The sequence below is a fragment of the Microbacterium sp. MPR-TSA4 genome, from assembly GCF_058792815.1.
In genome coordinates, this window is record NZ_JBXAFF010000039.1 from 1 (window position 1) to 25,506 (window position 25,506).

23 protein-coding genes, 3 tRNA genes and 1 pseudogene are annotated in these 25,506 nt (G+C 70.1%); 8 read left to right on the forward strand and 19 right to left on the reverse strand.

Annotated elements, in window-relative coordinates; genetic code table 11:
* The first annotated feature begins 56 nt into the window (after positions 1 to 56).
* Together AC1Q49_RS13165 and AC1Q49_RS13170 are read left to right on the forward strand one after the other, a co-directional pair.
* On the forward strand, positions 57 to 1,349 hold the full coding sequence (locus tag AC1Q49_RS13165; RefSeq protein WP_492492668.1) for an MFS transporter: 1,293 nt from the start codon (positions 57 to 59) through the stop codon (positions 1,347 to 1,349).
* Between the two features lie 50 nt (positions 1,350 to 1,399).
* Entirely contained in the window at positions 1,400 to 1,978 is a 579-nt protein-coding gene (locus AC1Q49_RS13170; RefSeq protein ID WP_191007978.1) for a P-loop nucleotide/nucleoside kinase family protein, read from the forward strand.
* Here the strand turns inward: AC1Q49_RS13170 and AC1Q49_RS13175 are convergent.
* From AC1Q49_RS13175 to AC1Q49_RS13195, 5 genes are read right to left on the reverse strand one after another with little or no spacing between them, the layout of a single operon-like run.
* Positions 1,912 to 2,883, reverse strand: a complete 972-nt coding sequence (locus AC1Q49_RS13175; RefSeq protein ID WP_492492671.1) for an ROK family protein — start codon at positions 2,881 to 2,883, stop codon at positions 1,912 to 1,914. The two genes, AC1Q49_RS13170 and AC1Q49_RS13175, sit on opposite strands and share 67 nt — an antisense overlap.
* Entirely contained in the window at positions 2,880 to 3,566 is a 687-nt protein-coding gene (locus tag AC1Q49_RS13180) for an N-acetylmannosamine-6-phosphate 2-epimerase (RefSeq protein WP_492492673.1), read from the reverse strand. The genes AC1Q49_RS13175 and AC1Q49_RS13180 overlap by 4 nt, the downstream gene beginning before the upstream one ends.
* A complete protein-coding gene (locus AC1Q49_RS13185; RefSeq protein WP_121189176.1) occupies positions 3,547 to 4,425 on the reverse strand; it encodes a carbohydrate ABC transporter permease in 879 nt (292 codons plus the stop codon). The genes AC1Q49_RS13180 and AC1Q49_RS13185 overlap by 20 nt, the downstream gene beginning before the upstream one ends.
* Entirely contained in the window at positions 4,406 to 5,326 is a 921-nt protein-coding gene (locus AC1Q49_RS13190; protein ID WP_492492676.1) for a carbohydrate ABC transporter permease, read from the reverse strand. Before AC1Q49_RS13190 ends, AC1Q49_RS13185 begins: the two co-directional genes overlap by 20 nt.
* Positions 5,326 to 6,612 (reverse strand): ABC transporter substrate-binding protein, encoded by a 1,287-nt coding sequence (locus AC1Q49_RS13195; protein WP_492492678.1) that lies wholly within the window; start codon positions 6,610 to 6,612, stop codon positions 5,326 to 5,328. The genes AC1Q49_RS13190 and AC1Q49_RS13195 overlap by 1 nt, the downstream gene beginning before the upstream one ends.
* Positions 6,613 to 6,812: 200 nt before the next feature.
* Between AC1Q49_RS13195 and AC1Q49_RS13200 the strand changes: the two genes are divergently transcribed.
* From AC1Q49_RS13200 to AC1Q49_RS13215, 4 genes are read left to right on the forward strand one after another with little or no spacing between them, the layout of a single operon-like run.
* A complete protein-coding gene (locus AC1Q49_RS13200) occupies positions 6,813 to 7,529 on the forward strand; it encodes a GntR family transcriptional regulator (RefSeq protein ID WP_198553676.1) in 717 nt (238 codons plus the stop codon).
* A gap of 18 nt (positions 7,530 to 7,547) precedes the next feature.
* Complete coding sequence (locus tag AC1Q49_RS13205; RefSeq protein ID WP_492492681.1) at positions 7,548 to 9,077, forward strand: DUF4127 family protein; 1,530 nt, start codon at positions 7,548 to 7,550, stop codon at positions 9,075 to 9,077.
* A 28-nt stretch (positions 9,078 to 9,105) separates the two neighbouring features.
* A complete protein-coding gene (locus AC1Q49_RS13210) occupies positions 9,106 to 10,311 on the forward strand; it encodes a pyridoxal phosphate-dependent aminotransferase (RefSeq protein ID WP_492492683.1) in 1,206 nt (401 codons plus the stop codon).
* 53 nt (positions 10,312 to 10,364) lie between these two features.
* Positions 10,365 to 11,135, forward strand: coding sequence for a phosphatase PAP2 family protein (locus AC1Q49_RS13215; RefSeq protein WP_191007977.1), 771 nt, complete (start codon positions 10,365 to 10,367; stop codon positions 11,133 to 11,135).
* Here the strand turns inward: AC1Q49_RS13215 and AC1Q49_RS13220 are convergent.
* The 10 genes from AC1Q49_RS13220 to AC1Q49_RS13265 all read right to left on the reverse strand — a co-directional run bounded on the left by AC1Q49_RS13220 (position 11,132) and on the right by AC1Q49_RS13265 (position 20,559).
* Positions 11,132 to 12,268 carry a UDP-N-acetylmuramate dehydrogenase gene (locus AC1Q49_RS13220; RefSeq protein WP_492492685.1) on the reverse strand — a complete coding sequence of 379 codons (1,137 nt, stop codon included), beginning with the start codon at positions 12,266 to 12,268 and terminating at the stop codon, positions 11,132 to 11,134. The two genes, AC1Q49_RS13215 and AC1Q49_RS13220, sit on opposite strands and share 4 nt — an antisense overlap.
* A complete protein-coding gene (locus tag AC1Q49_RS13225; RefSeq protein WP_492492687.1) occupies positions 12,268 to 12,681 on the reverse strand; it encodes a MaoC/PaaZ C-terminal domain-containing protein in 414 nt (137 codons plus the stop codon). Before AC1Q49_RS13225 ends, AC1Q49_RS13220 begins: the two co-directional genes overlap by 1 nt.
* On the reverse strand, positions 12,678 to 13,127 hold the full coding sequence (locus tag AC1Q49_RS13230) for an FAS1-like dehydratase domain-containing protein (protein ID WP_492492689.1): 450 nt from the start codon (positions 13,125 to 13,127) through the stop codon (positions 12,678 to 12,680). The genes AC1Q49_RS13225 and AC1Q49_RS13230 overlap by 4 nt, the downstream gene beginning before the upstream one ends.
* Positions 13,128 to 13,219: 92 nt before the next feature.
* Positions 13,220 to 14,029 carry a sulfite exporter TauE/SafE family protein gene (locus AC1Q49_RS13235; protein ID WP_082734225.1) on the reverse strand — a complete coding sequence of 270 codons (810 nt, stop codon included), beginning with the start codon at positions 14,027 to 14,029 and terminating at the stop codon, positions 13,220 to 13,222.
* Complete coding sequence (locus tag AC1Q49_RS13240; protein WP_060960378.1) at positions 14,026 to 16,050, reverse strand: ABC transporter ATP-binding protein; 2,025 nt, start codon at positions 16,048 to 16,050, stop codon at positions 14,026 to 14,028. Before AC1Q49_RS13240 ends, AC1Q49_RS13235 begins: the two co-directional genes overlap by 4 nt.
* A complete protein-coding gene (locus tag AC1Q49_RS13245) occupies positions 16,047 to 17,774 on the reverse strand; it encodes an ABC transporter ATP-binding protein (RefSeq protein ID WP_492492691.1) in 1,728 nt (575 codons plus the stop codon). The genes AC1Q49_RS13240 and AC1Q49_RS13245 overlap by 4 nt, the downstream gene beginning before the upstream one ends.
* A gap of 153 nt (positions 17,775 to 17,927) precedes the next feature.
* Positions 17,928 to 18,001: transfer RNA gene (locus AC1Q49_RS13250), tRNA-Met, on the reverse strand.
* A 35-nt stretch (positions 18,002 to 18,036) separates the two neighbouring features.
* Positions 18,037 to 18,108: transfer RNA gene (locus tag AC1Q49_RS13255), tRNA-Thr, on the reverse strand.
* 62 nt (positions 18,109 to 18,170) lie between these two features.
* On the reverse strand, positions 18,171 to 19,496 hold the full coding sequence (locus AC1Q49_RS13260) for a M23 family metallopeptidase (protein WP_492492693.1): 1,326 nt from the start codon (positions 19,494 to 19,496) through the stop codon (positions 18,171 to 18,173).
* A gap of 247 nt (positions 19,497 to 19,743) precedes the next feature.
* On the reverse strand, positions 19,744 to 20,559 hold the full coding sequence (locus AC1Q49_RS13265) for an inositol monophosphatase family protein (protein ID WP_061782309.1): 816 nt from the start codon (positions 20,557 to 20,559) through the stop codon (positions 19,744 to 19,746).
* A 31-nt stretch (positions 20,560 to 20,590) separates the two neighbouring features.
* On the opposite strand from AC1Q49_RS13265, the pseudogene AC1Q49_RS13270 reads away from it, so the two are divergent.
* Positions 20,591 to 22,153 (forward strand): annotated as a pseudogene (locus AC1Q49_RS13270) (phytoene desaturase family protein).
* Between the two features lie 36 nt (positions 22,154 to 22,189).
* On the opposite strand, the gene AC1Q49_RS13275 reads toward AC1Q49_RS13270, so the two are convergent.
* The 3 genes from AC1Q49_RS13275 to AC1Q49_RS13285 form a co-directional block, all read right to left on the reverse strand.
* The gene (locus tag AC1Q49_RS13275) at positions 22,190 to 23,212 is read right to left on the reverse strand and encodes a hypothetical protein (RefSeq protein WP_492492695.1); all 1,023 of its coding nucleotides are present in this window, start codon (positions 23,210 to 23,212) and stop codon (positions 22,190 to 22,192) included.
* Between the two features lie 133 nt (positions 23,213 to 23,345).
* A tRNA-Tyr gene (locus AC1Q49_RS13280) sits at positions 23,346 to 23,427 on the reverse strand.
* Positions 23,428 to 23,526: 99 nt separating this feature from the next.
* Positions 23,527 to 24,012 carry an FBP domain-containing protein gene (locus tag AC1Q49_RS13285; RefSeq protein WP_492492697.1) on the reverse strand — a complete coding sequence of 162 codons (486 nt, stop codon included), beginning with the start codon at positions 24,010 to 24,012 and terminating at the stop codon, positions 23,527 to 23,529.
* Between the two features lie 82 nt (positions 24,013 to 24,094).
* Between AC1Q49_RS13285 and AC1Q49_RS13290 the strand changes: the two genes are divergently transcribed.
* Positions 24,095 to 24,583 (forward strand): YajQ family cyclic di-GMP-binding protein, encoded by a 489-nt coding sequence (locus AC1Q49_RS13290; RefSeq protein ID WP_060960373.1) that lies wholly within the window; start codon positions 24,095 to 24,097, stop codon positions 24,581 to 24,583.
* A gap of 17 nt (positions 24,584 to 24,600) precedes the next feature.
* Here AC1Q49_RS13290 and AC1Q49_RS13295 read toward each other — a convergent pair whose 3' ends face one another.
* A complete protein-coding gene (locus AC1Q49_RS13295; RefSeq protein ID WP_060960372.1) occupies positions 24,601 to 25,476 on the reverse strand; it encodes a DUF1295 domain-containing protein in 876 nt (291 codons plus the stop codon).
* Positions 25,477 to 25,506 lie beyond the last annotated feature (30 nt).

Sequence of the window (25,506 nt, forward strand, 5' to 3'; positions counted from 1 at the left end):
CTCCCCTTCCCGACCACGACAACCCCCGAACCGCCCACCACAAAGGAGTGCACACGATGTCCGACACCCTCGCGGAGACACCGCTTCTGACCACGCAGGAGAAGAGGTCCGTCCGGATCCGCTGGTTCCTCGTCGGCTTCCTCATCCTGGGCGGTGTGGTGAACTACCTCGACCGCTCGACCCTGAGCGTCGCCAACACCACGATCGCCGGGGAGTTCGGGCTCAACGCCTTCGAGATGGGCCTGCTCCTGTCGGCGTTCTCGTGGCCCTACGCGATCGCGAACCTCCCCGCGGGCTACCTGGTCGACAAGTTCGGGCCGAAGCGGATGTTCGCCTTCGCCGCGGGAGCGTGGTCGCTGGTGTCGATGGTCACCGCGGCCGCGAACTCCTTCGGCGTGCTCTACGCGCTGCGGGTGGCCCTCGGCATCACCGAGTCGCCGTTCTTCACCTCGGCCCTGAAGGTGAACGAGCGCTGGTTCAACAAGCGCGAGCGCGCTCTGCCGGTCGCCCTCGTCAACACCGGCTCGCAGATCGCCAACGCCATCGCCCCGCCGCTGCTGACCTTCCTGCTGCTCACGATGAGCTGGCGCGGCATGTTCGTCATCGTCGGCGCCCTCGGGATCGTCGTCGCTCTGGTGTGGCTCCGCATCTACCGCGACCCCACGCTGAGCGAGCAGGCGCTGATCAAGGGCGCCCAGGCGCAGGAGGCGATCGCCTCGACCGCGCCGAAGGTGGGCTGGGGCCGGCTGCTCCAGCAGCGCAACACGTGGTTCATGGTGCTCGGCGCCTTCGGCATCTTCTACACCGTCTGGGTGTACCTGACGTGGCTGCCCAGCTACCTGCAGACGGCCCGCGGCTTCAGCCTGGCCCAGAGCGGCTGGCTCGCCTCCCTCCCCTTCCTCTGCGGCATCATCGGCGTCGTCTTCGGCGGCTGGCTCTCCAACCGCCTCGTCTCGCGCGGCGTCAACACGGTGCGCGCGCGCAAGATCCCCATCGTCGGCGGCGCGGTGCTCGCGGCTGCGGCGGTGCTGCCGGTGGCCTACGTGGACAACACGCCCCTCGCGATCACCCTGCTCTCGATCGGCTACTTCGCCTCGCAGGTGCCGATCGGCTGCCTGTGGACCCTGGCCTCCGACGTCGCACCCTCCAACCAGGTCGCCTCCCTCGGCGCGATCCAGAACTTCGGCGGGTTCGTCGGCGCCGCCGTGGCTCCCGTGGTCACCGGTGCGATCCTGACCGCGACGGGCGGCAACTACACGCTCGTCTTCCTCATCGGCGGGGTGCTGCTGCTGGTCGGGGCGCTGTCCTACGGTTTCTTCGTGAAGGACCGCTCCGGCCGCACCGCCTGAGCCCGCGGCGAGGGGCGGCGACGCCCCTCGCCACCGCCCTGGAGAGTCACATGACTTCGCATCTCTTCTTCGTGATCGGTCCCGCCGGCAGCGGGAAATCGACCGTCAGCACGCTCATCGCACGCCAGCTCGGCGCCGCCTACCTCGACAAGGACAGCGTCGCGACCCTGTTCACCGAGGCGCTCCTGGTGGCTCACGGCAGCGATCCCCACGAGCGCGACAACAACGCGTACTACCAGCAGGTCGTGATGGATCTGGAGTATCAGACCCTGCTGCGCCTCGCCGGCGACAACCTCCGGCTCGGGACGCCGGTGGTGCTCGACGCCCCGTTCGTGAGGTACTTCCCGCAGCCGGACTACCTCGAGCGCGCCGCGCTCGCCCACGACTGGCCCGCCGACACCCGCATCACCGTCGTGCACGTGAGCGTCGACGGCGCGCGGGTACGCGATCGCGTCGCCGGTCGGGGCTACCAGCGCGACAGCTGGAAGCTCGCCCACTGGGATGAGTTCTGGGCGAGCGCCCAGGCCGCCGAATGCCGGTGGCGCGGAGCCCACCACGCCCTCTACGACAACAGCGCGGACGGGCGCGACGACGACGCGATCCGCGCGGCCATCGCCGCCCTCGTCTGAGCGGCGAGCCACGCGGCGCCGAGGAGAGCGGCATCCGTCCCGGCGCGCGCGATCTCGATCCGCACATCGACGAACGGGGCACGAAGTTCAGCTCGCAGGCCCTCCGCGAGGGGCGCGACCAGAGCGGTTCCGAGCGCGGAGACGCCCCCGCCGAGCAGCACGACGCCCGGATCGACGGTGGTGATCACCGGAGCCAGTGACGCGCCCAGCTCCCCCGCAGCCGCTGCGATCACCTGGGCGGCCACCGTGTCGCCCTCCCGCGCACGTCGAGCGATCTCGCGCAGCGGTGCGGCGACTCCCGAGCGCTCCGCGAACGAGCGCTCGATACCCGGCCCGCTCGCGAACGCCTCGATGTGGTCGCGTCCTCCGCACGAGCACACACGTCCGCGCATCGTGGCCGCGCGCAGATGCCCGATAGATCCGGCCATCCCGGATGCGCCGCGCAGCAGCTCACCCTCGGACACGACGGCTCCTCCGATGCCCGTCCCCACCGCGACGAAGACGAAGCGGTCCCGGTCGGAGCCCAGGGCGAGCTCCCCGAGCGCGGCCGCGTGCACGTCGTTGACGACGACGACCGGGACACCGAGCCGTGCGACGAGTCCTGCGGCCACGGGAGTGCCGCGCCACCCGGCGAGATGATCGGTAGCGTGCGTGACGACGCCGTCCTCATCGAAGGCCCCTGCGCTGCCGACGCCGACCGCGGCGACCGGACCGGCCGCCTCGATCACCTCGCGCACGAGCGCGGCCGCCGCATCGAGGATGGCTGCCGCCCCCTTCGCTGCCGGGGTCGGCCGCTGGACGCGGTGGCCGATCTGCCGGCCCTCGCGCACGAGGGCGGCCGCGATCTTGGTGCCGCCGATGTCGACGGCGACGACGGCCCGTGCGCTCTCCTCCCGGACGCTCATCGCGCTCCAGGGGTCACCGCGACGAAGCGGCGCGTGATGGCGATGGGATCGGTGATCGCTCCCCCCACGACGACGGCGTGGGCGCCGGCGTCGAAAGCCGCGGCCACCTCGGCGGGCGTCTGGAAGCGGCCCTCCGCGAGCACGCGAACACCGCGCGCCGCGAGTCGGGCGACGAGGTCGAGGTCGGGCCCACGGTGCTGTGGCGAGTAGGGCGTGTAGCCCGACAGCGTCGTGCCGACGAAGGTGGCCCCGGCGTCCCACGCGGCCATCCCCTCGTCGAACGTCGACACATCCGCCATCACCGCGACGCGCGCGTGCGTGATCGCGCTGCGCACGCGCGCCGCGACGTCCGCCACGACTTCGAGGGTGGCATCCACCGCGACGATGTCGGCCCCGGCATCCACGAGCGCGACGACCTGCTCATCGGTCTGCGTGATCACGTTCCGGCGCACCCCCATCCGCTTGTCGAGCCCGATGATCGGGACGTGCGTCGACTCTCGCACAGCGGAGATGTCGTGCACGCCGTTGACGCGCAGCGCGGCGGCGCCCCCGCGCAGCGCACTGGCGGCCAGCCGCGCGATCGTCGGCGTGTGACGCAGCGGAGATCCGTTCGATGCCTGACACGAGACGATCAGTCTCCCCTCGACCGCGACGACGGCGTCTTCACTTGAGTGCACCGGCACCGACACCTCCTACGAAGTAGCGCTGGAAGACAACGAACAGCACCAGCGCGGGAAGGGTGAACAGAACGGATGCCGCCATCAGCGGACCCCACTCCAGGTTCCGCTCGCCGAAGAACGAGTACAGACCGATGGACAGCGTGTATTTGCTCGCGTCGTTGAGATAGATGAGCGGATTGAGGAAGTCGGTCCATGCCCAGACGAACTGGAAGATCGCGGCGGTGATGAGCGCGGGTCGTGCCTGCGGGAGAACGATCGACCAGTAGATGCGCAGCTCGGAGGCCCCGTCGATCCGCGCGGCCTGCAGCAGCTCGTTGGGCACCGAGGTCAGGAACTGGCGCAGCATGAAGATGAGGAACGGCGTGCCGAAGAACGCCGGAGCGACCAGCGGGATGATGCTGTTCGTCGCTCCGAGACCGTTCCACATCAGGAACAGCGGGATCATGGTCACCTGCGGCGGCAGCATCATCGTCGCCATGACGATCACGAGCAGCGGCCGCTGACCGCGCCATCCGATCTTCGACAGCGAGTAGGCCACCAGCGGCGAGGCGATGAGCATGCCCAGCACGGACAGGCCCGCGATCACGATCGTGTTCAGCAAGTACTGCCAGAACGGGATCTCTTCGAACACCGCGACGAAGTTCTGCAGCGTCCATTCGGTGGGCCACAGCGACGGGGGCGCACTGAAGATGTCGTCGGGCAGCTTGAACGCGGTGCTCAGCATCGACAGGAACGGGAAGACGAACGCCAGCACGAGCAGCCAGATCGCGAGGTATCGGGCGGTGGTGCGCGCGGCGCGGCGCGCCGTCGTCCGCCGACGGGAGGCGCCCGCCTGCCGCGGGTCAGTCGCGGTCAGAGCCATAGTGGACCCATTTCTTCGAGGACCACAGCAGGACGAGCGTGATCGCGAGAGTGAGCAGGAACAGCACCCAGGCCATCGCCGACGCGTAGCCCATCTTCAAGAAGACGAAGGCGTTCTGGTACAGGTACATCGCGTAGCTGATCATCGATTGGCCAGGTCCCCCGCTCGCCTCGTTCAGTCGCGTCTGGGTGAGCAGATACGGCTGCGTGAAGATCTGGAGGTAGGCGATCACGGTCACGATGATCTGGAAGAGCGTGACGGGAGAAATGGTCGGCCACGTGACGTAGCGGAACCGGGCGAACCAGCCTGCGCCGTCGAGCTCGGCGGCCTCGTAGAGCTCGGCGGGCACGTCCTTGATCGCCGCGAGGTAGATGATCATCGTGCCTCCGATGGTCCACAGACACATCAACACGATCGCCGGTTTCCCCCACTGGGGCTGCTCGAGCCACTCCGGCTGCGGCAGATGCAGCAGCCCGAGGAAGTAGTTGACGAATCCGTACTGGGTGTTCAACAGCCACCGCCACAGGTAACCGCCGACCACGATCGGCACGATCGTCGGCAGATAGACCAGGGCGCGGTAGAGCGGCTGACCGCGCACCGGGAGGTTCAGCAGGTGGGCGCCACCGATGGAGATGAGGATCGTGAGCGGCACGCCCAAGACCGCGAGGAACAGCGTGTTGGCCAACGCCTTCCAGAAGGTGTCGTCCCGCATCATCTGGGCGTAGTTGTCCAGGCCGACCCACGAGGGCGGCTGGAAGAGGTTGAAGTCGGTGAAGCTGTACACCGCCGAGGCCACCACGGGCCACACGATGAAGACAGCGGCGCCGATGAGGAACGGCGACGCGAACGCCAGACCCAGAAGGGTCTGGCGTCGCGCGCCGCGGGGGGCGGTCGGTGCCATCAGTACGAGGAGACCTTGCCGGCGACGGAGGCCAGCGCCTCATCGGGGCCGGCGACGCCGCGGACGATGTCGTCGAAGGCCGTCGCCAGGTCGGTGGAGTACTGCGCGCTGTACGGCTGGCTCGCGAGCGACTTCGCGTTGGGGCTCGCGAGCGCCTTCAACCACGAGTCGAAGTGGGGGATCTCGGCGTAGGCGGGGTCGTCCAGCAGGGCAGTCTTGGAGGGCAGGTTGCCGAGGGCGAGCGTGAAATCGACCATCGGCTTGTCCTGCACCATGTACGCGAGGAACTTCGCCGCCTCGGCCTTGTGCTTCGAGTTGCTCGGGATGAACAGCGTGCTGGTCGTGACCTGCGTGGTCCCGGCGAGCGCGGGGGTGGCCGCCGGGATGTCGATCACGCCCCAGTTGAGGTTCGGGGCGACCTTGGGGATGTTCACCGCCTGCCATTCGCCGTCGACGACCATCGCCTGCTTGCCCGTGTAGAAGGGATCCTGCGCAGACATGTACTGGCCGAGACCCGACGCGAAGGTCGCGATCTTGTCGGCACCGAACGTGTCGGTCAGTGTCGTGGTGTACCAGTCGAGGGCCGCGACGTTCTTGGGGTCGTCGGGGGTGGGAGTCTTGCCGTCGGCGCCGTCCCAGGTGCCACCGAAGGCGTAACCGAGGGTCGTGAACAGAGTGGATGCCGAGGGGTTGCCGAGCCCGATCTGCGTGATCGCCCCGCTGCCGTCGACGACCGTCAGCTTCTTCACGGCATCCGCGAGCTCATCCATGGTCGTGGGCGGCTTCACACCCGCCTTGTCGAGGAGGTCCTTGTTGTACATGAGCTGCTGGGTGTGCACCGCGATCGGGAGCGCGTAGATCTTGCCGTCGAAGGTCATCTGCTCCATGGATGCCGGCGCGAACGCCGAGGTGTCGACCTTCTCCGCCGCGAGGTAGTCGTCCAGGGGCGCGAGGATCCCCTTGGAGGCCCACGAGCCGACGGTGTTGCCGAAGTTGTCGGAGATGTCGAAGCTGCCGTTGCTGGAGGACATCGAGGTGAGCTGCTTCTGCGCGTCGGGGCTCGAGACACCGACGACCTTGATGTCGGACTGGCTGGCGTTGAAGTCGGCGATGATCTTCTCCAGCGCCTTCGCCTCCTCTCCGCCCCACAGATAGGAGAAGGTGATCGTGGTCGGGCCGGAGGGCGCGGCCGCCGCGCAGCCTCCCAGAGCGACGGACGCCGCGAGGACGCCGGAGAGCGCGACGGCGCGGGTGAGGACCCGCCGTCCCGTGGTGGTCATTTCCATGGTGTTCCTTCGAGGTGCGTGGGTTCGGGTGGTGAAGCTCGGTAGGAATTGGTGTACTCCATTTTTTCGGAGCGTGTCAAGAGATTTCTCCAAAGATCGCGTTTTGGCACCTCGACAGGCGCCACCGTTCTGTGCAATGGTTATATCCAATTCGCACACGGCAGCGGATGTCCCCCCTGCCGAGGATCCGCGGGAGCACGATGACCGACGCGCAGCACAGCAAGTCCGAACGCCTACGACAGCACCTCGTCGAGGTGATCGGGCAAGGGCTCGAGCCCCATTCCCGTCTGCCCACCGAGCGCGACCTGGCGACGGAGTTCGACGTCAGCCGTCTCACCGTCCGCCGTGCGCTCGACCGGCTGGAGCACGACGGGCTGGTCTACCGCGTCCAGGGCGCCGGCACGTTCGTCGCCGCACCCCGGATCGCCAAATCCGTCGAGCTGACCTCGTTCAGCGAGGACATGCGCGCGCGGGGACTCGAGCCGGGCTCGTCGGTGCTCGTGACCGAGACGATCCCGGCGGGAGCACGCCTGGGCGCGCGGCTTCGCATGAGCCCGTCCGAGGATGTCTTCCACATCCGCCGCGCGCGGACGGCAGACGGGGAGCCCATGGCCCTCGAGGACTCCTACCTCAACCCGTCGTTCTTCCCCGGGCTGATCCAGAACGTCGGGAACGACTCGCTCTACCGGATCCTGGAGCAGCAGTACGGCATGCGGATCGAGTGGGCCGAGCAGAGCATCCAGGCGAGCGTCCTCGACCCCGAACAGGCCGACATCCTGCAGGCACCGGCGTTCTCGCCCTGCTTCTTCGTGACCCGGACCAGCTTCGACGCGCAGGACCGTGCGATCGAGTACGCCGAGTCGACCTACCGCGGCGATCGCTACCACTACGAGCTCCAGATCCATCGTTCGCGCTGAGGAAGCAGGACCCACCGCATGCGAATCGCCCTCGTTCCGCTCGACGAACGACCGGTCAACATCCAGCTGCCCCGCCAGGTCGCCGCCATCGCGGGCGTCGACCTGCTGATCCCGCCCGTCGACGCGCTGCCCAGGTTCCGAACGCCGGCCGACGTGGACGCGCTGCACGGCTGGCTTCGCGAGGTGGCAGCCGCTTCGGCGGGAGGCGACGGCGTGGACCACCTCGTCGTCTGCATCGACACGCTCGTGCACGGTGGCATCATCCCCGCCCGCATCACGGCGGACTCGCCGCGCATCGCGCTGGACCGCCTCGACCTGCTCCGAGAGCTCCACGAGCTCCGCGCCGCCGCCGACCACCCCGCGCTCGTGATCACCGCGGCATCCCTGGTCATGCGCGCCAGCGACTCATACTCGGCGGTCGAAGAGCCCGAGTACTGGAGCGCCTACGGACGCGCGCTGCACGCCCTCGGCGGCGCGCTCCATCACGCGCTGGAAGCCGATCTGCTCCCGGGCGAACCTCCGCAGGTTCCTGCCGCGGCGGTCCCGCGCGCCGAGCAGAGCGATTTCGAGCGTCGACGCCTGCGCAACCACATCATCAATCTCTCCGCGCTCGGTCTGCACGAGGAGGGCGTCATCGATGCCCTCGCGGTGACCGCCGACGACACCGCCGCCTTCTCGGCCGGATCGGCCGAACAGGTCTGGCTGCGTCACTGGGCGCGCGCCCTGCCGCGCGGCGGTGAGGTGATGATGTATCCCGGCGCCGACGAGGTGGGCGCCGTCCTCGTCGCCCGCGCGCTCGTCGCCGCCGGCGGCGACCGCCCGACGTGGCGGATCGCCTGCGGCGAGGACGACGGCCTCACCCGCATCCCGAACTTCGAGAACGCCCCCGTGCACGACAGCCTCGTGCGACAGATCGTCGCCGCCGGCGGCATCGTCGCGGATGACGACAGCACGGTCGACGCCGTGCTCGTCGCACACGCACCCGATCCCGAACACGGCGACTGCTTCGGCCGTGTGCCGCGCTCCGATCCGGCGGCCGTCGAGGCGACCGTGTCGGCAGTGCGCGACGCGCTCGCGTCCGGTGCCATCGTGGCGCTCGCCGATGTCCGCTACAGCAACGGCAGCGATCCGGCGCTCGTCGACCGACTCGCCGCGGAGGGGCTGCTGCTGCGGCTGACCTCCTACGGCGGCTGGAACACGGCCGGCAACGCGATCGGCGGCGCCGTCGCCGCGGCGACGGCCTGGTGGGTCGGCCGCCGAGACGGCACCGCCGACCCGCGTGCTCTCCGAGAGGCGCTGCTCACCCGGATCCTCGACGACCATGCGTACCAGAGCGGCATCCGCCCGGCCCTGCACGAGAGTGTCTTCGGCGGCACGGTCGGTCCGGTCGACGACGACACCGAAGCCCGAGCCCTCCACCGCATCGGCGCGGAGCTCCAGAGCCGCCTGGACGATCTGCTCAACGGTGAAGACGCCTGGACGGTCGCCTCGGTCGCGCTGCCCTGGCACCGCAGCTTCGAGGTCGACATCGCGCTGGCACGGCGCTGAGCGAACCGGACGCACTACGCTTTTGCCTGTGACCGAACGCGCTCCCCTGTCCCGCAAGCTGTCCGCCATCGCCGAGTCCGCGACCCTGAAGGTCGATGCGAAGGCGAAGGCGCTGCAGGCCGCCGGCCGCCCCGTGATCTCCTACGCGGCGGGCGAGCCCGACTTCGCGACGCCGGCGTTCATCGTGGATGCCGCGGCCCACGCCCTCCACGACCCCGCGAACTACCGCTACACGCCCGCGGCCGGCCTGCCGGTGCTGCGCGAGGCGATCGCCGCCAAGACCCTGCGCGACTCGGGGCTCGAGGTCGCCCCGTCCCAGGTCATCGTCACGAACGGCGGCAAGCAGGCCGTCTACCAGGCGTTCCAGGCCGTCGTGAACCCCGGTGACGAGGTGCTGCTGCCGGCGCCCTACTGGACGACCTACCCCGAGGCGATCGCGCTCGCCGACGGCATCCCCGTCGAGGTCTTCGCCGGCGCCGACCAGGACTACAAGGTGACCGTCGAGCAGCTCGAGGCCGCCCGCACCGACAAGACCACCGTGCTGGTCTTCGTCTCACCGTCGAACCCGACCGGTTCCGTGTACACGCCCGAGGAGACGAAGGCGATCGGGGCATGGGCGCTGGAGCACGGCATCTGGGTCGTCAGCGACGAGATCTACCAGAACCTCGTCTACGAGGGTGCGCGCGCCGTGTCGATCGTGGAGGCCGTGCCCGAGCTTGCCGGACAGACGATCCTCGTCAACGGCGTGGCCAAGACCTACGCGATGACCGGGTGGCGCGTGGGCTGGATGGTGGGGCCGGCCGACGCCATCAAGCTCGCCGGCAACCTCCAGTCGCACCTCAGCTCGAACGTCAACAACATCGCGCAGCGTGCCGCGCTGGCCGCGCTGACCGGCCCGCAGACGGAGGCCGAGCAGATGCGCCAGGCGTTCGACCGCCGCCGCCGGCTCATCGTCGCGGAGCTCGCGAAGATCCCGGGCGTCACCGTGCCGAACCCGCTCGGTGCGTTCTACGTCTACCCCGACGTCACCGGGCTGCTCGGACGGGAATGGAACGGCACCCGCGTCGACACGTCGCTCGAGCTCGCCGACCTCATCCTCGAGCAGGCCGAGGTCGCCGTCGTGCCGGGCGAGGCGTTCGGCCCCTCCGGCTATCTGCGCCTGTCGTACGCGCTCGGCGACGACCAGCTGCTCGAGGGCGTCCACCGACTGCAGAAGCTCTTCGGCACGGAGTGAGCCCGAGCCGGCACTCAGAGACCTCAGAGACGAGCGGGGGACGATCGGGACTCATGCGTTCGTCGTCCCCTGTCTCCGTCTCGGCATCGCGCAGGTCGCGGCGACCGCGCAACGCCCTGCTCGCCCCCTCGGTGCACCCGGCGACCGCGCTCGTGGTGGGCCTGGCCACCGTCGTCTTCCTGATCAGCGCGGGGCTGGCGCTGCGCGCCGCCCCGATCGACGCCGACCTGTCGCGCACGCTCAACAGCTGGCACATCGCCGGGGCCGGGCAGGTGACCGCGCTGGTCTACGACCTGTTCTCACCCGTCCCCGCGATCGTGATCACGATCATCGCGACGGGACTGGTGTGGGCGGTGAGCGGGCGCATCGCCCTCGCGATCGCGTTCGCCGGAACGGTCGCCGTCACGTGGGTGCCCGCCGACATCATCAAGATCGCCGTCGCCCGCCCGCGTCCCGACGCGACCCTCCTGCCGCATCCCGTCGATCACATGCCCGTGGACCCGTCGTACCCGAGCGGTCACGTCGTCTTCGTCGCGGCCGTCGCGGTGACGGTGGTCGTCATGCTCAAGGGCTCGCGCTGGCGTCCCTTCGCGATCGTCGTCGGCGCCCTCGCGGTCGTCGTGATGGCCGCTTCGGTGTCGATCATCGGCGTGCACTACCCCACGGACGCCGTGGCCTCCGTGCTGTGGGTGCTGGGCGTCTTCCCCGCCGCCCGGCTGATCTGGGTGCGGACGATCATGCCGCTGGTGCCGTTCCTGCGCGACGCACCGCGACCGGCACCGGCGCCGGCGGTGTCCGGTCCGCAGCGACGCGGGGAGCTCTAGAGCTCCACGCCGACCAGGACGGGCTCCGGCTGCAGCAGCAGCCCGAACTCCGCCTGCACGCGGTGCTGGATGTAGCGGGCCAGCTCGGCGACTTCGCCCGCCGTCGCCCCGCCGCGGTTCGTGAGGGCCAGCGCATGCTTGGTCGACAGGGCGGCGCGCGACCGCGGCAGGCGGAAGCCCTTCCCCAGCCCGGCGTGCTCGATGAGCCACGCCGCACTGACCTTCACGTCGGGCTGCACCGAGACCGGCGGCGGCACGATGCCGTCGAACGCCGCGAGCGGGATCACCGTCACCGGGTCGACCTCCACGGCGAGAGGCCACCGGGGGCACTCGGGCGGGAGGGTGCGGGCGAAGGATGCCGACACGATCGCATTCTGGAAGAACGAGCCCGCGCTGTGGGTGTCGGGATCGGCGTCGTCGAGCACCATGCCCTTCGAGGCGCGCGTCGCGAGCACCGTCTCCCGGATCCACCGCAGCGATACCGCGGCGTCGGGCGCGAGGCGCAGCGCCTGCCGCAGCTGGCCACCACGCACCGGGACCTCGCCGTGGCCGACATCGTGCAGCTCGAGAGTGATGGAGACGATCACGCCCGAACGGAGCGCGCCGCGGCCGTAGTGCTGTTTGAGCACCGAGGTGCGGAAGCCGAGCTCGAGATCGGCGGCGGAGACCACCTCGATCTCGCCGGTGGCCTCGTCCAGCAGCTCCACCTCGACGAGCGTCTCGACGATCTCCTGACCGTAGGCGCCGACGTTCTGGATGGGCGCGGCGCCGGCCGACCCGGGGATGCCGCTCATCGCCTCGATGCCGGCCAGTCCCGCCGCGACGGTGTACTCGACGAGATCGTCCCAGTCGTGACCGGCCTCCACGCGCAGCCGCACGCGGCCGTCGCCGGCGTCGGCCAGGCGTTCGATGCCGGAGGTGCGCACCAGCACGACGGTCCCCTCGAACGGCTCGTCGCCGGCGAGCAGGTTGGAGCCTCCGCCGAGCACGAGCCACGGCTCCCCCGCGGCCCACACGTCCTGCAGCGCCGCGACGAGCTCGGCGCGGGTGCGGGCCTCGACCATCCGCTCCGGAGTGCCCCCGACGCGCAGCGTGGTGAGCTGCGCGAGCGGAATGGGCGCGATCTCGCCCATCAGGGCTGCCGGCGCACGCGCACCTGCGCCTTGCCGAGCACCGTCGTGTCGGCGAAGGTCACGGTGAGATCGATGCGCGCGGTGTCGTCGTCGAGAGCACCGACCTTCGCGGTGACGACCAGGTCGGCGCCGGCGTCGGCATCCACCACGACGGGGCGCGTGAAACGCACGCCGTACTCGAGGATGCGCCCGGCGTCGCCGAGCCATTCGACGATGGTCTCGACGGCGAGGCCCATCGTGAGCATGCCGTGCGCGAGCACACCCGGCAGGCCCACCCGGGCGGCGACGTCGTCGCGGTAGTGGATGGGGTTGAGGTCTCCGGACGCACCGGCGTAACGGACGAGAGACTCCCGCGTGAGGTGCACGGTGCGCTCGGCGACGACGACGCCGGTCTCGAGGGGTGCGGATGTCATGCGACCTCGCCTCCGATCAGGAGAACGGACGTCGCGGTGACGACGTGGCTGCCGTCGACGTCGGTGATCTCGGCCTCGCTGGTGACCATCGCACCGGCGCCGAAGGGGCGGATGCCGGTGATGCTGAGCTGCGCGACCAGCTCGTCCCCGGCGACGATGGGACGCGAGTAGCGGAAGCGCTGCTCCGCGTGCACCGTGCGCTCGAGCGCGATGCCGGAGTCCTCGACCGCGAGCAGCTGTTGCATCGTCAGGTCCTGGACGACCATGGCGAACGTCGGGGGCGCGACGACGTCGGCGTAGCCGAGCGCGCGCGCGGCTTCCGGCTCGTAGTGCTGCGGCGCCTCGGCGAAGACGGCGCGCGCGAACTCGCGCACCTTCTCACGGCCCACGAGATAGGACACGGTCGGCGGGAACGCACGTCCCACCAGATCGGGGTTCACTGACACCCCTCGATCCTACCGAGGGGCGCCCGCCCTCATCCGTCCCTCACCGCCGCGATAAACACCCCGTACCGGCCGTGCGGGACGGACGAACGCGTTCAGCGGGTGCGACGGGCCCGCACCGCGCGGATCGCCATCTGCACCGCGATGAAGGTGAGGAAGCAGGCGAAGAGGATGTTGGCGACCAACGGCGACAGCAGCGTCGCGATCCACGCGCCGAGCGCGGTCGTCGTACAGGCGGCGACGCCGACGAGGGCCGCGGCCACGAGGTCGACGTTGCGGCGCTTGACGTTGCCGATCGTCCCCGAGACGGCGGTGGGGATCATCATCAGCAGCGAGGTGCCCTTCGCGATCAGATCGCTGGTGCCGAACAGGAAGATCAGTGCGGGCACGACGATGACCCCGCCCCCGACACCCAGCAGCCCGGCCATCACGCCGGTGAACAGCCCGAGGACGGCCAGTCCGATGCCCGAGGCGACGGTGAGCTCGAGCACCGCGTCGCGGGACGGCACGACGATGAAGAGCATCACGATGACCACGGCGAGGAATCCGACGAAACCCCACCGGAGGGCGTTCTGCGGGATCCGGGCGAGCAGCCACGACCCGATCTGCGCACCGACCACCGCTCCCGCGGCGAGGATCAGGGCCGGGATCCAGGCCACCGACCCGTGCACGGCGTAGGAGACGACGCCCACGGATGCCGTGGGAACGATCGCGGCGAGCGAGGTGCCGGCCGCGAGTCGCTGATCGAATCCGAGCAGCAGCACGAGCATCGGCACGATGACCGTGCCGCCGCCCACGCCGAACAGGCCGGAGAGCAGTCCCGCGGCGAGGCCCACGCCGACGCACGAGAGCACGAAGCGCAGGTCGCGGCGGCGCTGCGGCGCCGCCGGTACGGCCGCGCTCACGCGTCGGTTCCCGCGGTGCTCTGGTCGACGGTGGTCGCCGCCTGCTCGAACTGCGAGCGGTAGAGCCGCCAGTAGGCGCCTTCCGCGGCGATGAGCTGTTCGTGCGTGCCCTGCTCGACGATGTCGCCGTGCTCCATCACGAGGATGAGGTCGGCGTCGCGGATCGTCGACAGGCGGTGCGCGATCACGAAGGACGTACGTCCTTCGCGCAGCGCCGACATCGCGTGCTGCAGGAGCAGCTCGGTGCGCGTGTCGACGGAGCTCGTCGCCTCGTCGAGGATCAGCACGCTCGGCTCCGCCACGAACGCCCGCGCGATCGTGATCAGCTGCTTCTCCCCCGCCGAGACGTTCGCGGCGTCCTCGTCGAGCACGGTGTCGTAGCCGTCGGGCAGCGAGTGGACGAAGCGGTCGACCCGCGTCGCGACGGCAGCCTCGACGATCTCCAGATCGGATGCCGACTCGTTGCCGTAGCGGATGTTCTCGCGGATCGAGCCGGCGAACAGCCACGGGTCCTGCAGCACCATGCCGGTGCGGGAGCGGACGTCGTCGCGGGTGAGCGCGGAGATGTCCTGCCCGTCGAGGAGGATCCGACCGCCGTCGAGTTCGTAGAAGCGCATCAGGAGGTTGACCAGGGTGGTCTTCCCCGCGCCGGTCGGGCCGACGATCGCGACGGTCTGACCGGGTTCGACGCGGAACGACAGGTCGCGGATGAGCGGCTTGTCGGGGGTGTAGGAGAACGCGACGTTCTGGAACTCGATGACGCCGCGGCCGTCGCGCAGTTGCGGCGCGTCCTCGGCATCCGGTTCCTGCTCCTCCTGGTCGAGCAGCTCGAAGACGCGCTCGGCCGAGGCCGTGCCCGACTGGACCACAGCGGCCATGCCGCCGAGCTCCGACAGCGGCTGGGTGAACTGCTGCGAGTACTGGATGAAGGCCTGCACGTCGCCGAGCCGGAGCTGGCCGGAGGCCACCATCAGGCCACCGAGCACCGCGATGCCGACGTAGGAGAGGTTGCCGATGAACATCATCGCGGGCATCATCAGCCCGGACAGGAACTGCGCCTTGAACGCGGCCTGGTAGAGCTCCTCGTTCTCCTGCTCGAACTTCTCCCGCGAGTCCTGCTCGCGTCCATAGACGCGCACCAGCGCGTGGCCGGAGAACGACTCCTCGACGCGGGCGTTGAGCCGCCCGACCTTGCGCCACTGGGTGGCGAACGCTTTTTGCGACTTCGGCCCGATGATGCCGAAGATCACGGCCATCAGGGGAAGGGCGACCAGGGCGACGATCGCGAGCTGCCAGGAGATGGAGAACATCATCACGAGCACACCGACGACCGTGAGCACGTTGGTGACGGCGGTCGACAGCGACTGCTGCATCGTCTGGGTGATGTTGTCGATGTCGTTCGTGACGCGCGAGATGAGCTCGCCGCGCTGGACGCGGTCGAAATACGACAGCGGCAGGCGGTTGATCTTGGCCTCGACCGACTCGCGCAGCCGCCACATCGTGCGCACCATGATGACGTTGATGACATAGCCCTGCAGCCAGGTCAGCACGGCGGAGACGACGTAGATGGCGAGGACCGCGACGAGCACCCACTTCAGGCGCTCGAAGTCGACACCCGTGCCGACCTGGAAGTCGTGCATCGCCGACACGATGTTGGCGATGTCGCCCTGTCCGGCCGCGCGCAGGGCGTCGACGACCTGGTCCTGGCTCGTGCCGGCCGGGAACTGGGCGGCCAGCGACGTCGAGACGACCCCTTCGAAGAGGATGTTGGTGGCCTCGCCGAGGACCTTGGGGGCGATGACCGCGAGCACGACGCCGACCGCCCCGAGGACGGAGACGAACGCGAACGCCCACTTGTAGGGGGCGAGCAAGCCGATCATCCGACCGAAGCTGCGTCCGAAGTTCGCCGCCTTGCCGGGGGCGACCGAGTCCCACGACCCGGAGTTGAGCCGCGCCTGTTCGGCGAGCTCGAGTTCTTCGCGTTCCTCTTCGGAGAGGGCCGCCGTGTTCGGCGCGCTCATGCGTCCACCCCCAGCTGCGAGTCGACGATCTCGCGGTAGGTGTCGTTGCCGGCGAGCAGTTCGTCGTGGGTTCCGATGCCGACCAGGCGCCCGTCGTCGAGGACCACGATGACGTCGGCATCCGCGATCGTGGAGATGCGCTGAGCGACCACGATCTTCGTCACGTCGGGCAGTTCGCGCCACAGCGCCTGCCGTAGTCGCGCGTCGGTGGTGACGTCGAGCGCCGAGAAGGAGTCGTCGAAGACGAGCACGTGCGGGCGATGCACGATGGCGCGGGCGATCGAGAGCCGCTGGCGCTGCCCACCCGACACGTTCGTGCCGCCCTGGGAGATGCGTGCCGTGAGCCCGCCCTCCATCTCGGAGACGAAGTCGCGCCCTTGGGCGATGTCGAGGGCGTCCCAGAGCTCGTCGTCGGTGGCATCCTCCCGCCCGAAGCGGAGGTTGCTGGCGACGGTGCCGGTGAACAGGAACGCGCGCTGCGGAACGTAGCCGATGCCGCGCCACATCTCGTCGAGATCGGCCTCGCGGACATCGACGCCGCCGACGCGCACGGTGCCGTCGGTCACGTCGAACAGCCGCGGGATGAGCGAGACGAGCGTCGTCTTGCCGGAGCCGGTCGACCCGACGATCGCCACGGTCTGACCGGGCTCGGCCCGGAAAGAGATGTGCTCCAGCACGGGCGACTCGGCGCCGGGGTAGCTGAACGACACGTCGTCGAACTCCACGGCGCCCAGCTCGGGGAAGCGGTCGATCGGCTGGGCGGGACGGTGCAGCGCATCGGTGGAGTCGAGCACCTCGCCGATGCGGTCGGCGGAGACGGCGGCGCGCGGGATCATGATCGTCATGAACGTCGCCATCAGCACGCCCATGAGGATCTGGCCGACGTACTGCATGAACGCGAACAGGGTGCCGATCTCGACGTGACCGGCATCCACCTGGATGCCGCCGAACCAGATCACGCCGACGACGGTGACGTTGAGCACGAGCATCGCGAGCGGGAACATGATCACGAAGAGCGATCCGACGCGGCGGCCGACGACCATGATGTCGGTGTTGGCCACGCGGAAGCGCGCCTCCTCGATGCGTTCGCGGACGAAGGCGCGCACGACCCGCACACCGGTCAGCTGCTCGCGCATCACCCGGTTGACGCCGTCGAGCTTGCCCTGGTACTCGCGGAACAGCGGGACCATGCGGCTGATGATGAAGCCTGCGATCACGAGCAGCGTCGGCACCGCGACGGCGATGAGCCAGCTCAGACCGACATCCTGCTGGACGGCCATGATGATGCCGCCGATCGCCAGCAGCGGCGCCGTGACGAGCATGGTCGCGCCCATCATCGCGAGCATCTGCACCTGCTGCACGTCATTGGTGTTGCGGGTGATGAGGGTGCCCGCGCCGAACGACGACACCTCGCGCTCGGAGAAGCCGCTCACCTTGTCGTAGACGTCGCGTCGGATGTCGCGGCCCGCGCTCATCGCCGCGCGCGCCGCGAAGAACGTCGCGATCACGGACGCGACGATCTGGCCCAGCGCGATGACGAGCATGAACGCGCCGCGGGACCAGATGTAGCCGGTGTCGCCCGCGGCGACGCCCTTGTCGATGATGTCGGCGTTCAGTCGCGGGAGGTAGAGGGACGCCATGGCCGAGGCGAACTGGAAGACGAGTACGCCCAGCAGCCACCATTTGTACGTCCAGAGGTAACGGACGAGGAGTTTTCCGAGCATGAGGCACTCCGTCTGCGGGGCGAGGTGGGAACGGTTCATGCTATCGCCGGGCGCCGACACGCACGCGTCCCGGATCCGCGGGGTAAGCGCGGGACCGCGTGACCCGTAACGCAAAACAGCCCCGGAGATTCCGGGGCTGATCTGGGTGTTCGGTAGCGGGAGCGGGGCTTGAACCCGCGACCTCACGATTATGAGTCGTGCGCTCTCACCAACTGAGCTACCCCGCCGCGCCGCACCCACACGGCGAGATGTGGATGCTGCGAGCCCCGAGTCAGGATTGAACTGACGACCCCTTCCTTACCATGGAAGTGCTCTGCCACTGAGCTATCGGGGCGTGCCGCCCCTCGCGGGGCAACCAGAAAAGAATATCAGAGCCGAGGCGTCCGACAGAATCGGTCAGCCGACGGTGTGACCACCCTTGGTGTGCTCGGCCAGCCACGGCATCGGGTCGATGCGCGTCGTGCCGCCCAGGAGCACCTCGAGATGCAGGTGCGGCCCGGTCGCCTTACCGGTCTGCCCGACCCGGCCGATCACCTGACCGGCGGTGACCTTGTCGCCCTGCTTCACCTGCAGCGAGCCGTACTGCATGTGGCCGTAGCGGGTGGAGACGAGCTGACCGTCGATGATGTGATCGATGAGCACGGTCACGCCGTAGTCGCCGCCCGCCTCGGTCGCGATGCGCACGGTCCCGGCCGCCACGGCGTGGATCTCGGCCCCTTCGCCCGGCGTGAGGTCGACGCCGTTGTGCGGCGTGGCGAACTCAGACTCGTAGGCGAGCGACCCGAAGGCGGCCGAGATCGGCACACCGACGGGGAACGGGTACTGGATCGGCGACGTCGGGTCGTTGACCCACGTGTTGGCGAACAGGCGCACACCGGACTCGGCCGCGAGCTCCGCCATCGAGGTGACGTTGTAGCTCTCGGGACGATCGAGGGCGTTGGGCTGTTCGGCGCCCGAAGCGACGAACGCCTGGATCTGACTGCCCGATCCCGTCGTGAGCTTCTGGCTGGCCGTCACGGCGGTCGAGGTCGAGGTCGATGTGGTGGTGTCGGATGCCGAGGCGATCGCCGCGGCGGGAGTCGTCGTGCTGACCGCGAGCAGTCCCACGACGGCCATGACGCCCACGGAGAAGGATGCCGCCGCCATCCGCTTCACCACCGCCGTCGCACGGGGCCGACGCGGTGCGACGTGCGGGGCCGGCTCGGCAGCGGACACGGTGTCGTCCGTGGCGTCAACGACCGGGCGCTGGACGGGGGTCTCACCGGTGAACGAGAACAGTCGCGCGGCGAACTCGAACTCGTCGAGGGCGCAGGCATCGTCCGCGGGGGCCGTGAAGGCGGAGCCCGACGGAAGCTGCTCGGCGACGGGGATCGACTGCGCGGCGACCGGCTGGTCGTCGGCGGCGTCGACGTGGACGTCACTCAGGCGGGCGTCGACGTGGACCTCCACCTCGGCGGCGCCGTCGGCGGCGACCGACTCGAAGACGGCGCGGGCTGCGCGGCGCAGACGCCGACGCGACGCCTCGTCGGGCTGCGCGCCCACGACGGTCTCGGCCACGATCGCCGCGGCGACATCCGCCACGACGGCCTCGGCGAGCGAGGGCTCGTCGGTCAGGTCATCGACGGGGGCCTCGGCGAGCGCGGCGTCGGGCGAGACCACGTCGGGAGCGGAGGCCGCGGCCGCCTCAGCAGCCCGGCGCCGGTACTCCGCGCGGGTCAGCACACCCGACCCGTTCGGCGTCGCCGCCGCTCCGGGTCGTCGGCTTGCGCGCCGTGACGGCGCGGCGTCAGCCGTGGGGGTGTCGAGGGTCACATCACAGGCTCTCGTCAGGCCGCACGGAAGGGGGAGCTCCGGGCGGCGACGTACTACGGGCTTCGGATCACTCTGCCGTTCGGGCCGGCAAAGATAACGATCGGGTAAACACTACATGCTGCACGCTGGGAATGCCATGGACGCGCGGTGGACGTTCCTATCCGTTTCCGCCCACGCCGTCGACCTCGTCGAGCAGGTCGCGCATCCGCTCGAACAGGCCGGGCCCGGCGGCGATCGTCATGTCGGCACCGGGTGCTCCGCCGGGCCGACCGCCGACGAGGCCACCGGCTTCGGTGACGAGCAGGGCGCCCGCCGCGTGATCCCACGGCTTCAATCCGCGCTCGAAGTAGCCGTCGAGTCGCCCGGCCGCGACGTACGCGAGATCGAGCGACGCGGCCCCGGCCCGGCGAAGATCGCGCGCGAGCACCATCAGGCGCCGCACGCGCGCCAGGTCGCCGTCGTGGGTCGCCGGGTCGTATCCGAAGCCGGTGGCCAGGAGGGCCCCGGCATCCGTCACCGTCGACACGGCCAGCCGCTGCTCGCCGAGCCAGGCTCCCCCGCCGCGCACCGCATGGAACAGCTCGTCCACGACGGGGCTGTAGACCGCGGCGGCCTGCGCCTCCCACCGGCCCGGGCGGGGCTCACCGGTCACCGCCGCGATGCTGACGGCGTAGTGAGGGATGCCGTAGGCATAGTTGACGGTGCCGTCGATCGGGTCGACGATCCAGGTCACCCCGCTGGTGCCGGGCTGCGCGTCGGACTCCTCTCCGACGAAACCGTCATCGGGTCGCTCCGCGCAGAGCCGGTCGCGGATGAGCTGCTCGACCTCACGGTCGGCCTCGGTGACGATGTCGGCGAGCGTGGACTTCGTCGCCGCCACGGCGACGCCCTCGGAGCGCCGCCGCCGTGCGAGCGCACCCGCCTCCCGAGCGATCTCGACAGCGATCACGTGCAAGCGCTCGGCATCCACCATGCCTCCACCGTACGCGCACTACCGTGGGCTCATGAGCGCGCTCTACGACGTCGTGATCGTGGGCGGGGGCCACAACGCCCTCACCGCTGCCGCCTATCTCGCCCGCGCACGCAAGCGCGTCGTCGTGCTGGAACGACAGCACGGATAGGGCGGGGCGGCGGTGTCCGAACACCCCTGGCCAGGAGTGGACGCGCGGCTCTCGCGCTACTCCTACCTCGTGAGCCTCCTGCCGCGGACGATCGTCGACGACCTCGACCTCCCGCTGGATCTGCGCCGGCGCCGCTACAGCTCATACACGCCCGACCCCGGCGATCCGACCCGCGGTCTCCTCGTCGACAACGCGGATGCCGCGGCCACCACCGCGAGCTTCATCCGCACGACCGGCGACGTGCGGGAGGCGGAGCGCTTCTCGGAGCTCTCCGATCGCCTGCTGCCGCTCGCCGCCGCGGTGTTCCCGACCGTGACCTCACCGCTCCGGCGCGAATCCGAGCTGCGCGCACTCCTGCCCGACGCGGGCCTCTGGGATGCCGTGACCCGACGCCCGCTCGGCGATCTCCTGCGCGAGAGCCTGCACACCGACATCGCGCGCGGCGTGGCCCTGACCGACGGCCTCATCGGCACGTTCTCGTGGGCCGACGACCCCTCGCTGCGCCAGAACCGGTGCTTCCTCTACCACGTGATCGGCGGCGGCACCGGAGACTGGGACGTTCCGGTCGGCGGCATGGGGAGCGTCAGCGCGGCGCTAGAGCACGCGGCGCGGGCGGCCGGCGCCGAGCTGCGCGCCGAGGCGGAGGTGGTCGCGATCGATCCCGACGGGACCGTCACGCTCGCCTCCGGCGAGACCTTCTCCGGGCGGCTCGTGCTCAGCGGGGTCGGGCCCGCGGTGCTCGCCGATCTCCTCGGCGATCCGCGCACAGACGAGGCCGATCCGCCCGAGGGGGCTCAGCTGAAGGTGAACCTCCTCCTGTCGCGCCTGCCGCGCCTGCGCGACCACGAGGTGGCCCCCGAGGCGGCGTTCGCGGGCACGTTCCACGTCAACGAGACGATGAGCCAGCTCGACGACGCCTACGCGACGGCCGCGACCGGCGGCATCCCCGACCCCCTCCCGGCCGAGATCTACTGCCACTCCCTCACCGACCCGTCGATCCTCGGCCCCCGGCTGCAGGCGTCGGGGGCGCAGACGCTCACCCTCTTCGGTCTGCAGCTGCCGCACCGGCTGAGCGCGGGCGTCGATCCCGACGACTACCGCGCGAGGCTCATGGATGCCGCTCAGCGCACGCTCGACGCGGTGCTGGCCGAACCGATCGCGGACTGCGTCTACACCGCCCCCGACGGCACGCCCTGCATCGAGGCGCGCACGACCGTCGACCTCGAACGATCGCTGCGGATGACGGGCGGCGACATCTTCCACGGCCCGCTCGCGTGGCCGTGGGCGGCGGACGATGAGCCTCTGGACTCCCCCGCGCAGCGGTGGGGCGTCGCATCCTCCCACGATCGCGTGCTGCTGTGCGGATCGGGAGCGCGCCGCGGGGGCGCCGTCAGCGGCATCGGCGGCCACAACGCCGCGATGGCCGCCCTCGAGATCCTGGGATGAAGCTCGCCGGCGGCGCGGCGCGCCGCCGGGCGGCCGTCAGCTGTGCTGCTGCGGAGGAAGCGGGGGCGGGGGCGGGAAGCCCTCGTACCCCTGAGTCGACGGGCTCTCGACGGAGGGCGACGCGGAGGCCTGCGGCTGGTGCGCCGCGGGGGCGGCGGGCGCCGCGGCATCCGAGAACCAGACGCGCGCACCCGGCGACGGCTGCCCCGTGTAATAGGCGTTCCAGTCGGGAGACCCGTCGGGGAACACCGGCAGCGGGGTCACGCCGTCGGCGTGCGTCGGCCACGGCGCGGGCGACGGCGCCGAGGGGGTGAACTCCGCGGCGGGAGCGGCGGGAGCGGCCGGCTGCGGCGCGGGGGCGGCGCCATAGGGGGCCACGCCATAGGGGGCAGCGCCGTAGGGGGCAGCGCCGTACGGCGCGGGCGCGGGCACCGACGGGCGGGGACGCTTGGGGGCGAAGAGCGCGTTCACGAGCGGGATGAGCGCGGTGCCGACCGCGGCGAGGATCGCCAGCGCGACGACCACACGCCAGTACAGCGGGCGGTACGTCACGTACTCGTCGGTCATGAGAGGCAGCACCAGCATGACCATCAGGATCGCCACCAGACCGATCGTGACGTAGGCGACGATCGACGTGAACGTGGTCTGGTGACGCAGGAATGCGTTGAGGTACAGGCGCGTGTGCAGCAGTGCGCCCTGGATGATCAGCGCGATGAGGATGAAGCGGAACACACGCTCGGCGCCGGAGCCGAAGTAGCCGGTGGTCGGCATCCAGATGAGCACCGCCCCGACCAGGAGGATCAGCACCCAGGAGATCATGCTCGTCAGCGCCAGCCACGTCGGTCGACGCGGGGCCAGGTTCGACTCGCCGATCGCCACGCCGGCGAAGCCCGCGAGCAGGAGGATCGTCAGGAACGCCTTGCCGACGATGCCGTTCGAGTCGCCGATCAGCACCCACACGACACAGACGAGCGCCGCGGCGATGAGCGCCCCGATCGCCACCCAGATCGTCGCTCGCAGGATCTTCGTGGAGTGCGGTGAGCTCGTCGGCTCGGTCATGTCGTTCCCTTCGTCGGGCATCCATCCGTTCCCCCATCCTGACACGGGGTGCGCCGGCCGTGCAGGTATGCGGGCGGGCGGCACGCTACCCGGGAACGCGAAAGGCCCCGCCGAAACGGGGCCTTTCTGAGGGTGGCGAGTGAGGGATTCGAACCCCCGAAGTCGAAGACGGCTGATTTACAGTCAGATCCCTTTGGCCGCTTGGGTAACTCGCCAAGTGCGCACCCGCCCGGCTTTTGCAGTCGACCGGAGGCGCGATCAACCATCTTACCCGGCCGGGCGCCTTCCGAAAAACCGGAGGGCGCATCGCCTCGTCAGACGGGTGCGACGACGCGATCGACGAAGGCCTCGACGCGGTGACGCGTGCCGTCGATCCGCCGGTCCACGCTCGCACGTACCTCGCTCGGCGCGAGCGGCGCGGCCAGCCGGACGTTCTCGTGGCAGCCGAGATCGGCGCAGATATAGGTGCCGACGCTGTCGCCGCGGGCCCCGGCATCCCCCGCCCGTCGCGCCGTGAACAGAGCGACCTGGTTGCCGGGCTGCATCGTGTGGCAGAGGTTGCACATCGCGGCGCGCGGCCGCGCTCCGGATGCCGCGCGCAGCACGATCCCGGTCGGCACGCCGTCGCGCTCCACGATCAGGTACCCCCGGCCGCGGAAGTCGGGGTCGGACCAGGCGAGGAAGTCCAGGTGGTCCCAGTCGGCGAGCACGAGCGAGAGCGGCACGCCCATCCGATCGACCTCGTCGGGTGTCGCGTTGACGAGCGCGGCGCGCACCTGATCCTCCGTGAGCGGCTGCATCCGTCCAGTCTACGAACGCGTCCGCGCCTGCGGGGGCGGGCCTCCGGGGTCTGCTCGCGCGGGCGCGGCTAGACTGCCACGCATGGCTGACAGCTCTTTCGACATCGTCTCCAAGATCGATCGCCAGGAGGCGGACAACGCGCTCAACCAGGCCCGCAAGGAGGTCGAGCAGCGCTACGACTTCAAGGGGACCGACGCCTCCATCGACTGGAGCGGCGAGGCGATCCTCATCAAGGCCAACAGCGAGGAGCGCGCGAAGGCCGTGCTCGACGTGTTCCAGACGAAGCTGATCAAGCGGGGCATCTCACTCAAGTCGCTCGACTCGGGCGAGCCGCAGGCATCCGGCAAGGAGTACCGCATCACCTCCACGCTCAAGGAGGGCATCTCCTCGGAGGACGCGAAGAAGATCAGCAAGATGATCCGCGACGAGGGGCCCAAGTCGGTCAAGGCGCAGATCCAGGGCGACGAGTTGCGCGTGCAGTCCAAGTCGCGCGACGACCTGCAGGAGGTGCAGCGGATGCTGAAGGCCGCCGACCTCGACGTCGACCTCCAGTTCACCAACTACCGGTAAGGGCGCCGGCCGCGCGCTCAGCCGCGGCCGAGACCCGGCACCAGCACGGGCGTGCGCCGCTTGTACTCCCGGTAGGCGGGCTCGTCGCCCCAGCGGGCGTCGGCGCGCTTCTCGAGCAGGGGGATGCCGCTCACGCGGGTCAGCAGCAGCACGACGAACACCGGCGAGACGAGGGTGACCCACTGCCACCCGGTCGCGGCGGGCAGCGCGACGACGGCGACACCCACCCACACGAGGATCTCGCCGAAGTAGTTGGGATGCCGCGACCACGACCACACGCCCACGTCGATGAACCGGCCCGTGTTGGCGGGATCGCGCCGGAACGCGGCCTTCTGCCCGTCCGCGACGATCTCGATCACGAGACCGGCGAGCCAGACGACCGCGCCGACGACGATCCAGACGTCGAAACCCCGGCTCTCTCGCGCGGTGATGCCCACCCATGCCGCCGAGGACGTGACCGCGACCCAGAGACCCTGCATGATCCACACCCGCAGGAACGCCAGCGGGTTCACCTTGATGTCGTCGAAGCGCCCGTCCGAGCCCTGGGCGTGCACCCGGACGAACAGGAACACCGACAGCCGTACGCCCCAGATCACGATCATGGCGACCAGCACCCAGGCCCGCGCATCGGCGGGTGCGACCGCGATCAGCAGCCCCACCGCGACGAGCGCGAAGGTCAGGCCGCCGGTCAGGTCGAAGAACTTCTCCGTGCGCAGCAGCACGGCCGGGAGGTACGCGATCAGCTGGATCGCGAAGGCCGCGGCGACGGCGAGGGCGAACAGGGGGATGCCGCCGAGCGACTGTCCGGCGGTGCTGCCGGCGACGGCGAGCGCGGCGCCGAGACCGAGGGCGACGAGGATCGTGACGAGGATGGCTCCGGGGCGCTGTGACATGGGGTCTCTCCGGGTGGGACGAGTCGGGCG

Coding starts and splice junctions, on each gene's coding strand:
- AC1Q49_RS13165 (WP_492492668.1), top strand. CDS start 57: ATGTCCGACACCCTCGCGGAGACACCGCTTCTGACCACGCAGGAGAAG.
- AC1Q49_RS13170 (WP_191007978.1), top strand. CDS start 1,400: ATGACTTCGCATCTCTTCTTCGTGATCGGTCCCGCCGGCAGCGGGAAA.
- AC1Q49_RS13175 (WP_492492671.1), bottom strand. CDS start 2,883: ATGAGCGTCCGGGAGGAGAGCGCACGGGCCGTCGTCGCCGTCGACATC.
- AC1Q49_RS13185 (WP_121189176.1), bottom strand. CDS start 4,425: ATGGCTCTGACCGCGACTGACCCGCGGCAGGCGGGCGCCTCCCGTCGG.
- AC1Q49_RS13190 (WP_492492676.1), bottom strand. CDS start 5,326: ATGGCACCGACCGCCCCCCGCGGCGCGCGACGCCAGACCCTTCTGGGT.
- AC1Q49_RS13195 (WP_492492678.1), bottom strand. CDS start 6,612: ATGGAAATGACCACCACGGGACGGCGGGTCCTCACCCGCGCCGTCGCG.
- AC1Q49_RS13200 (WP_198553676.1), top strand. CDS start 6,813: ATGACCGACGCGCAGCACAGCAAGTCCGAACGCCTACGACAGCACCTC.
- AC1Q49_RS13205 (WP_492492681.1), top strand. CDS start 7,548: ATGCGAATCGCCCTCGTTCCGCTCGACGAACGACCGGTCAACATCCAG.
- AC1Q49_RS13215 (WP_191007977.1), top strand. CDS start 10,365: ATGCGTTCGTCGTCCCCTGTCTCCGTCTCGGCATCGCGCAGGTCGCGG.
- AC1Q49_RS13220 (WP_492492685.1), bottom strand. CDS start 12,268: ATGGGCGAGATCGCGCCCATTCCGCTCGCGCAGCTCACCACGCTGCGC.
- AC1Q49_RS13225 (WP_492492687.1), bottom strand. CDS start 12,681: ATGACATCCGCACCCCTCGAGACCGGCGTCGTCGTCGCCGAGCGCACC.
- AC1Q49_RS13240 (WP_060960378.1), bottom strand. CDS start 16,050: ATGAGCGCGCCGAACACGGCGGCCCTCTCCGAAGAGGAACGCGAAGAA.
- AC1Q49_RS13245 (WP_492492691.1), bottom strand. CDS start 17,774: ATGCTCGGAAAACTCCTCGTCCGTTACCTCTGGACGTACAAATGGTGG.
- AC1Q49_RS13265 (WP_061782309.1), bottom strand. CDS start 20,559: ATGGTGGATGCCGAGCGCTTGCACGTGATCGCTGTCGAGATCGCTCGG.
- AC1Q49_RS13275 (WP_492492695.1), bottom strand. CDS start 23,212: ATGACCGAGCCGACGAGCTCACCGCACTCCACGAAGATCCTGCGAGCG.
- AC1Q49_RS13285 (WP_492492697.1), bottom strand. CDS start 24,012: ATGCAGCCGCTCACGGAGGATCAGGTGCGCGCCGCGCTCGTCAACGCG.
- AC1Q49_RS13290 (WP_060960373.1), top strand. CDS start 24,095: ATGGCTGACAGCTCTTTCGACATCGTCTCCAAGATCGATCGCCAGGAG.
- AC1Q49_RS13295 (WP_060960372.1), bottom strand. CDS start 25,476: ATGTCACAGCGCCCCGGAGCCATCCTCGTCACGATCCTCGTCGCCCTC.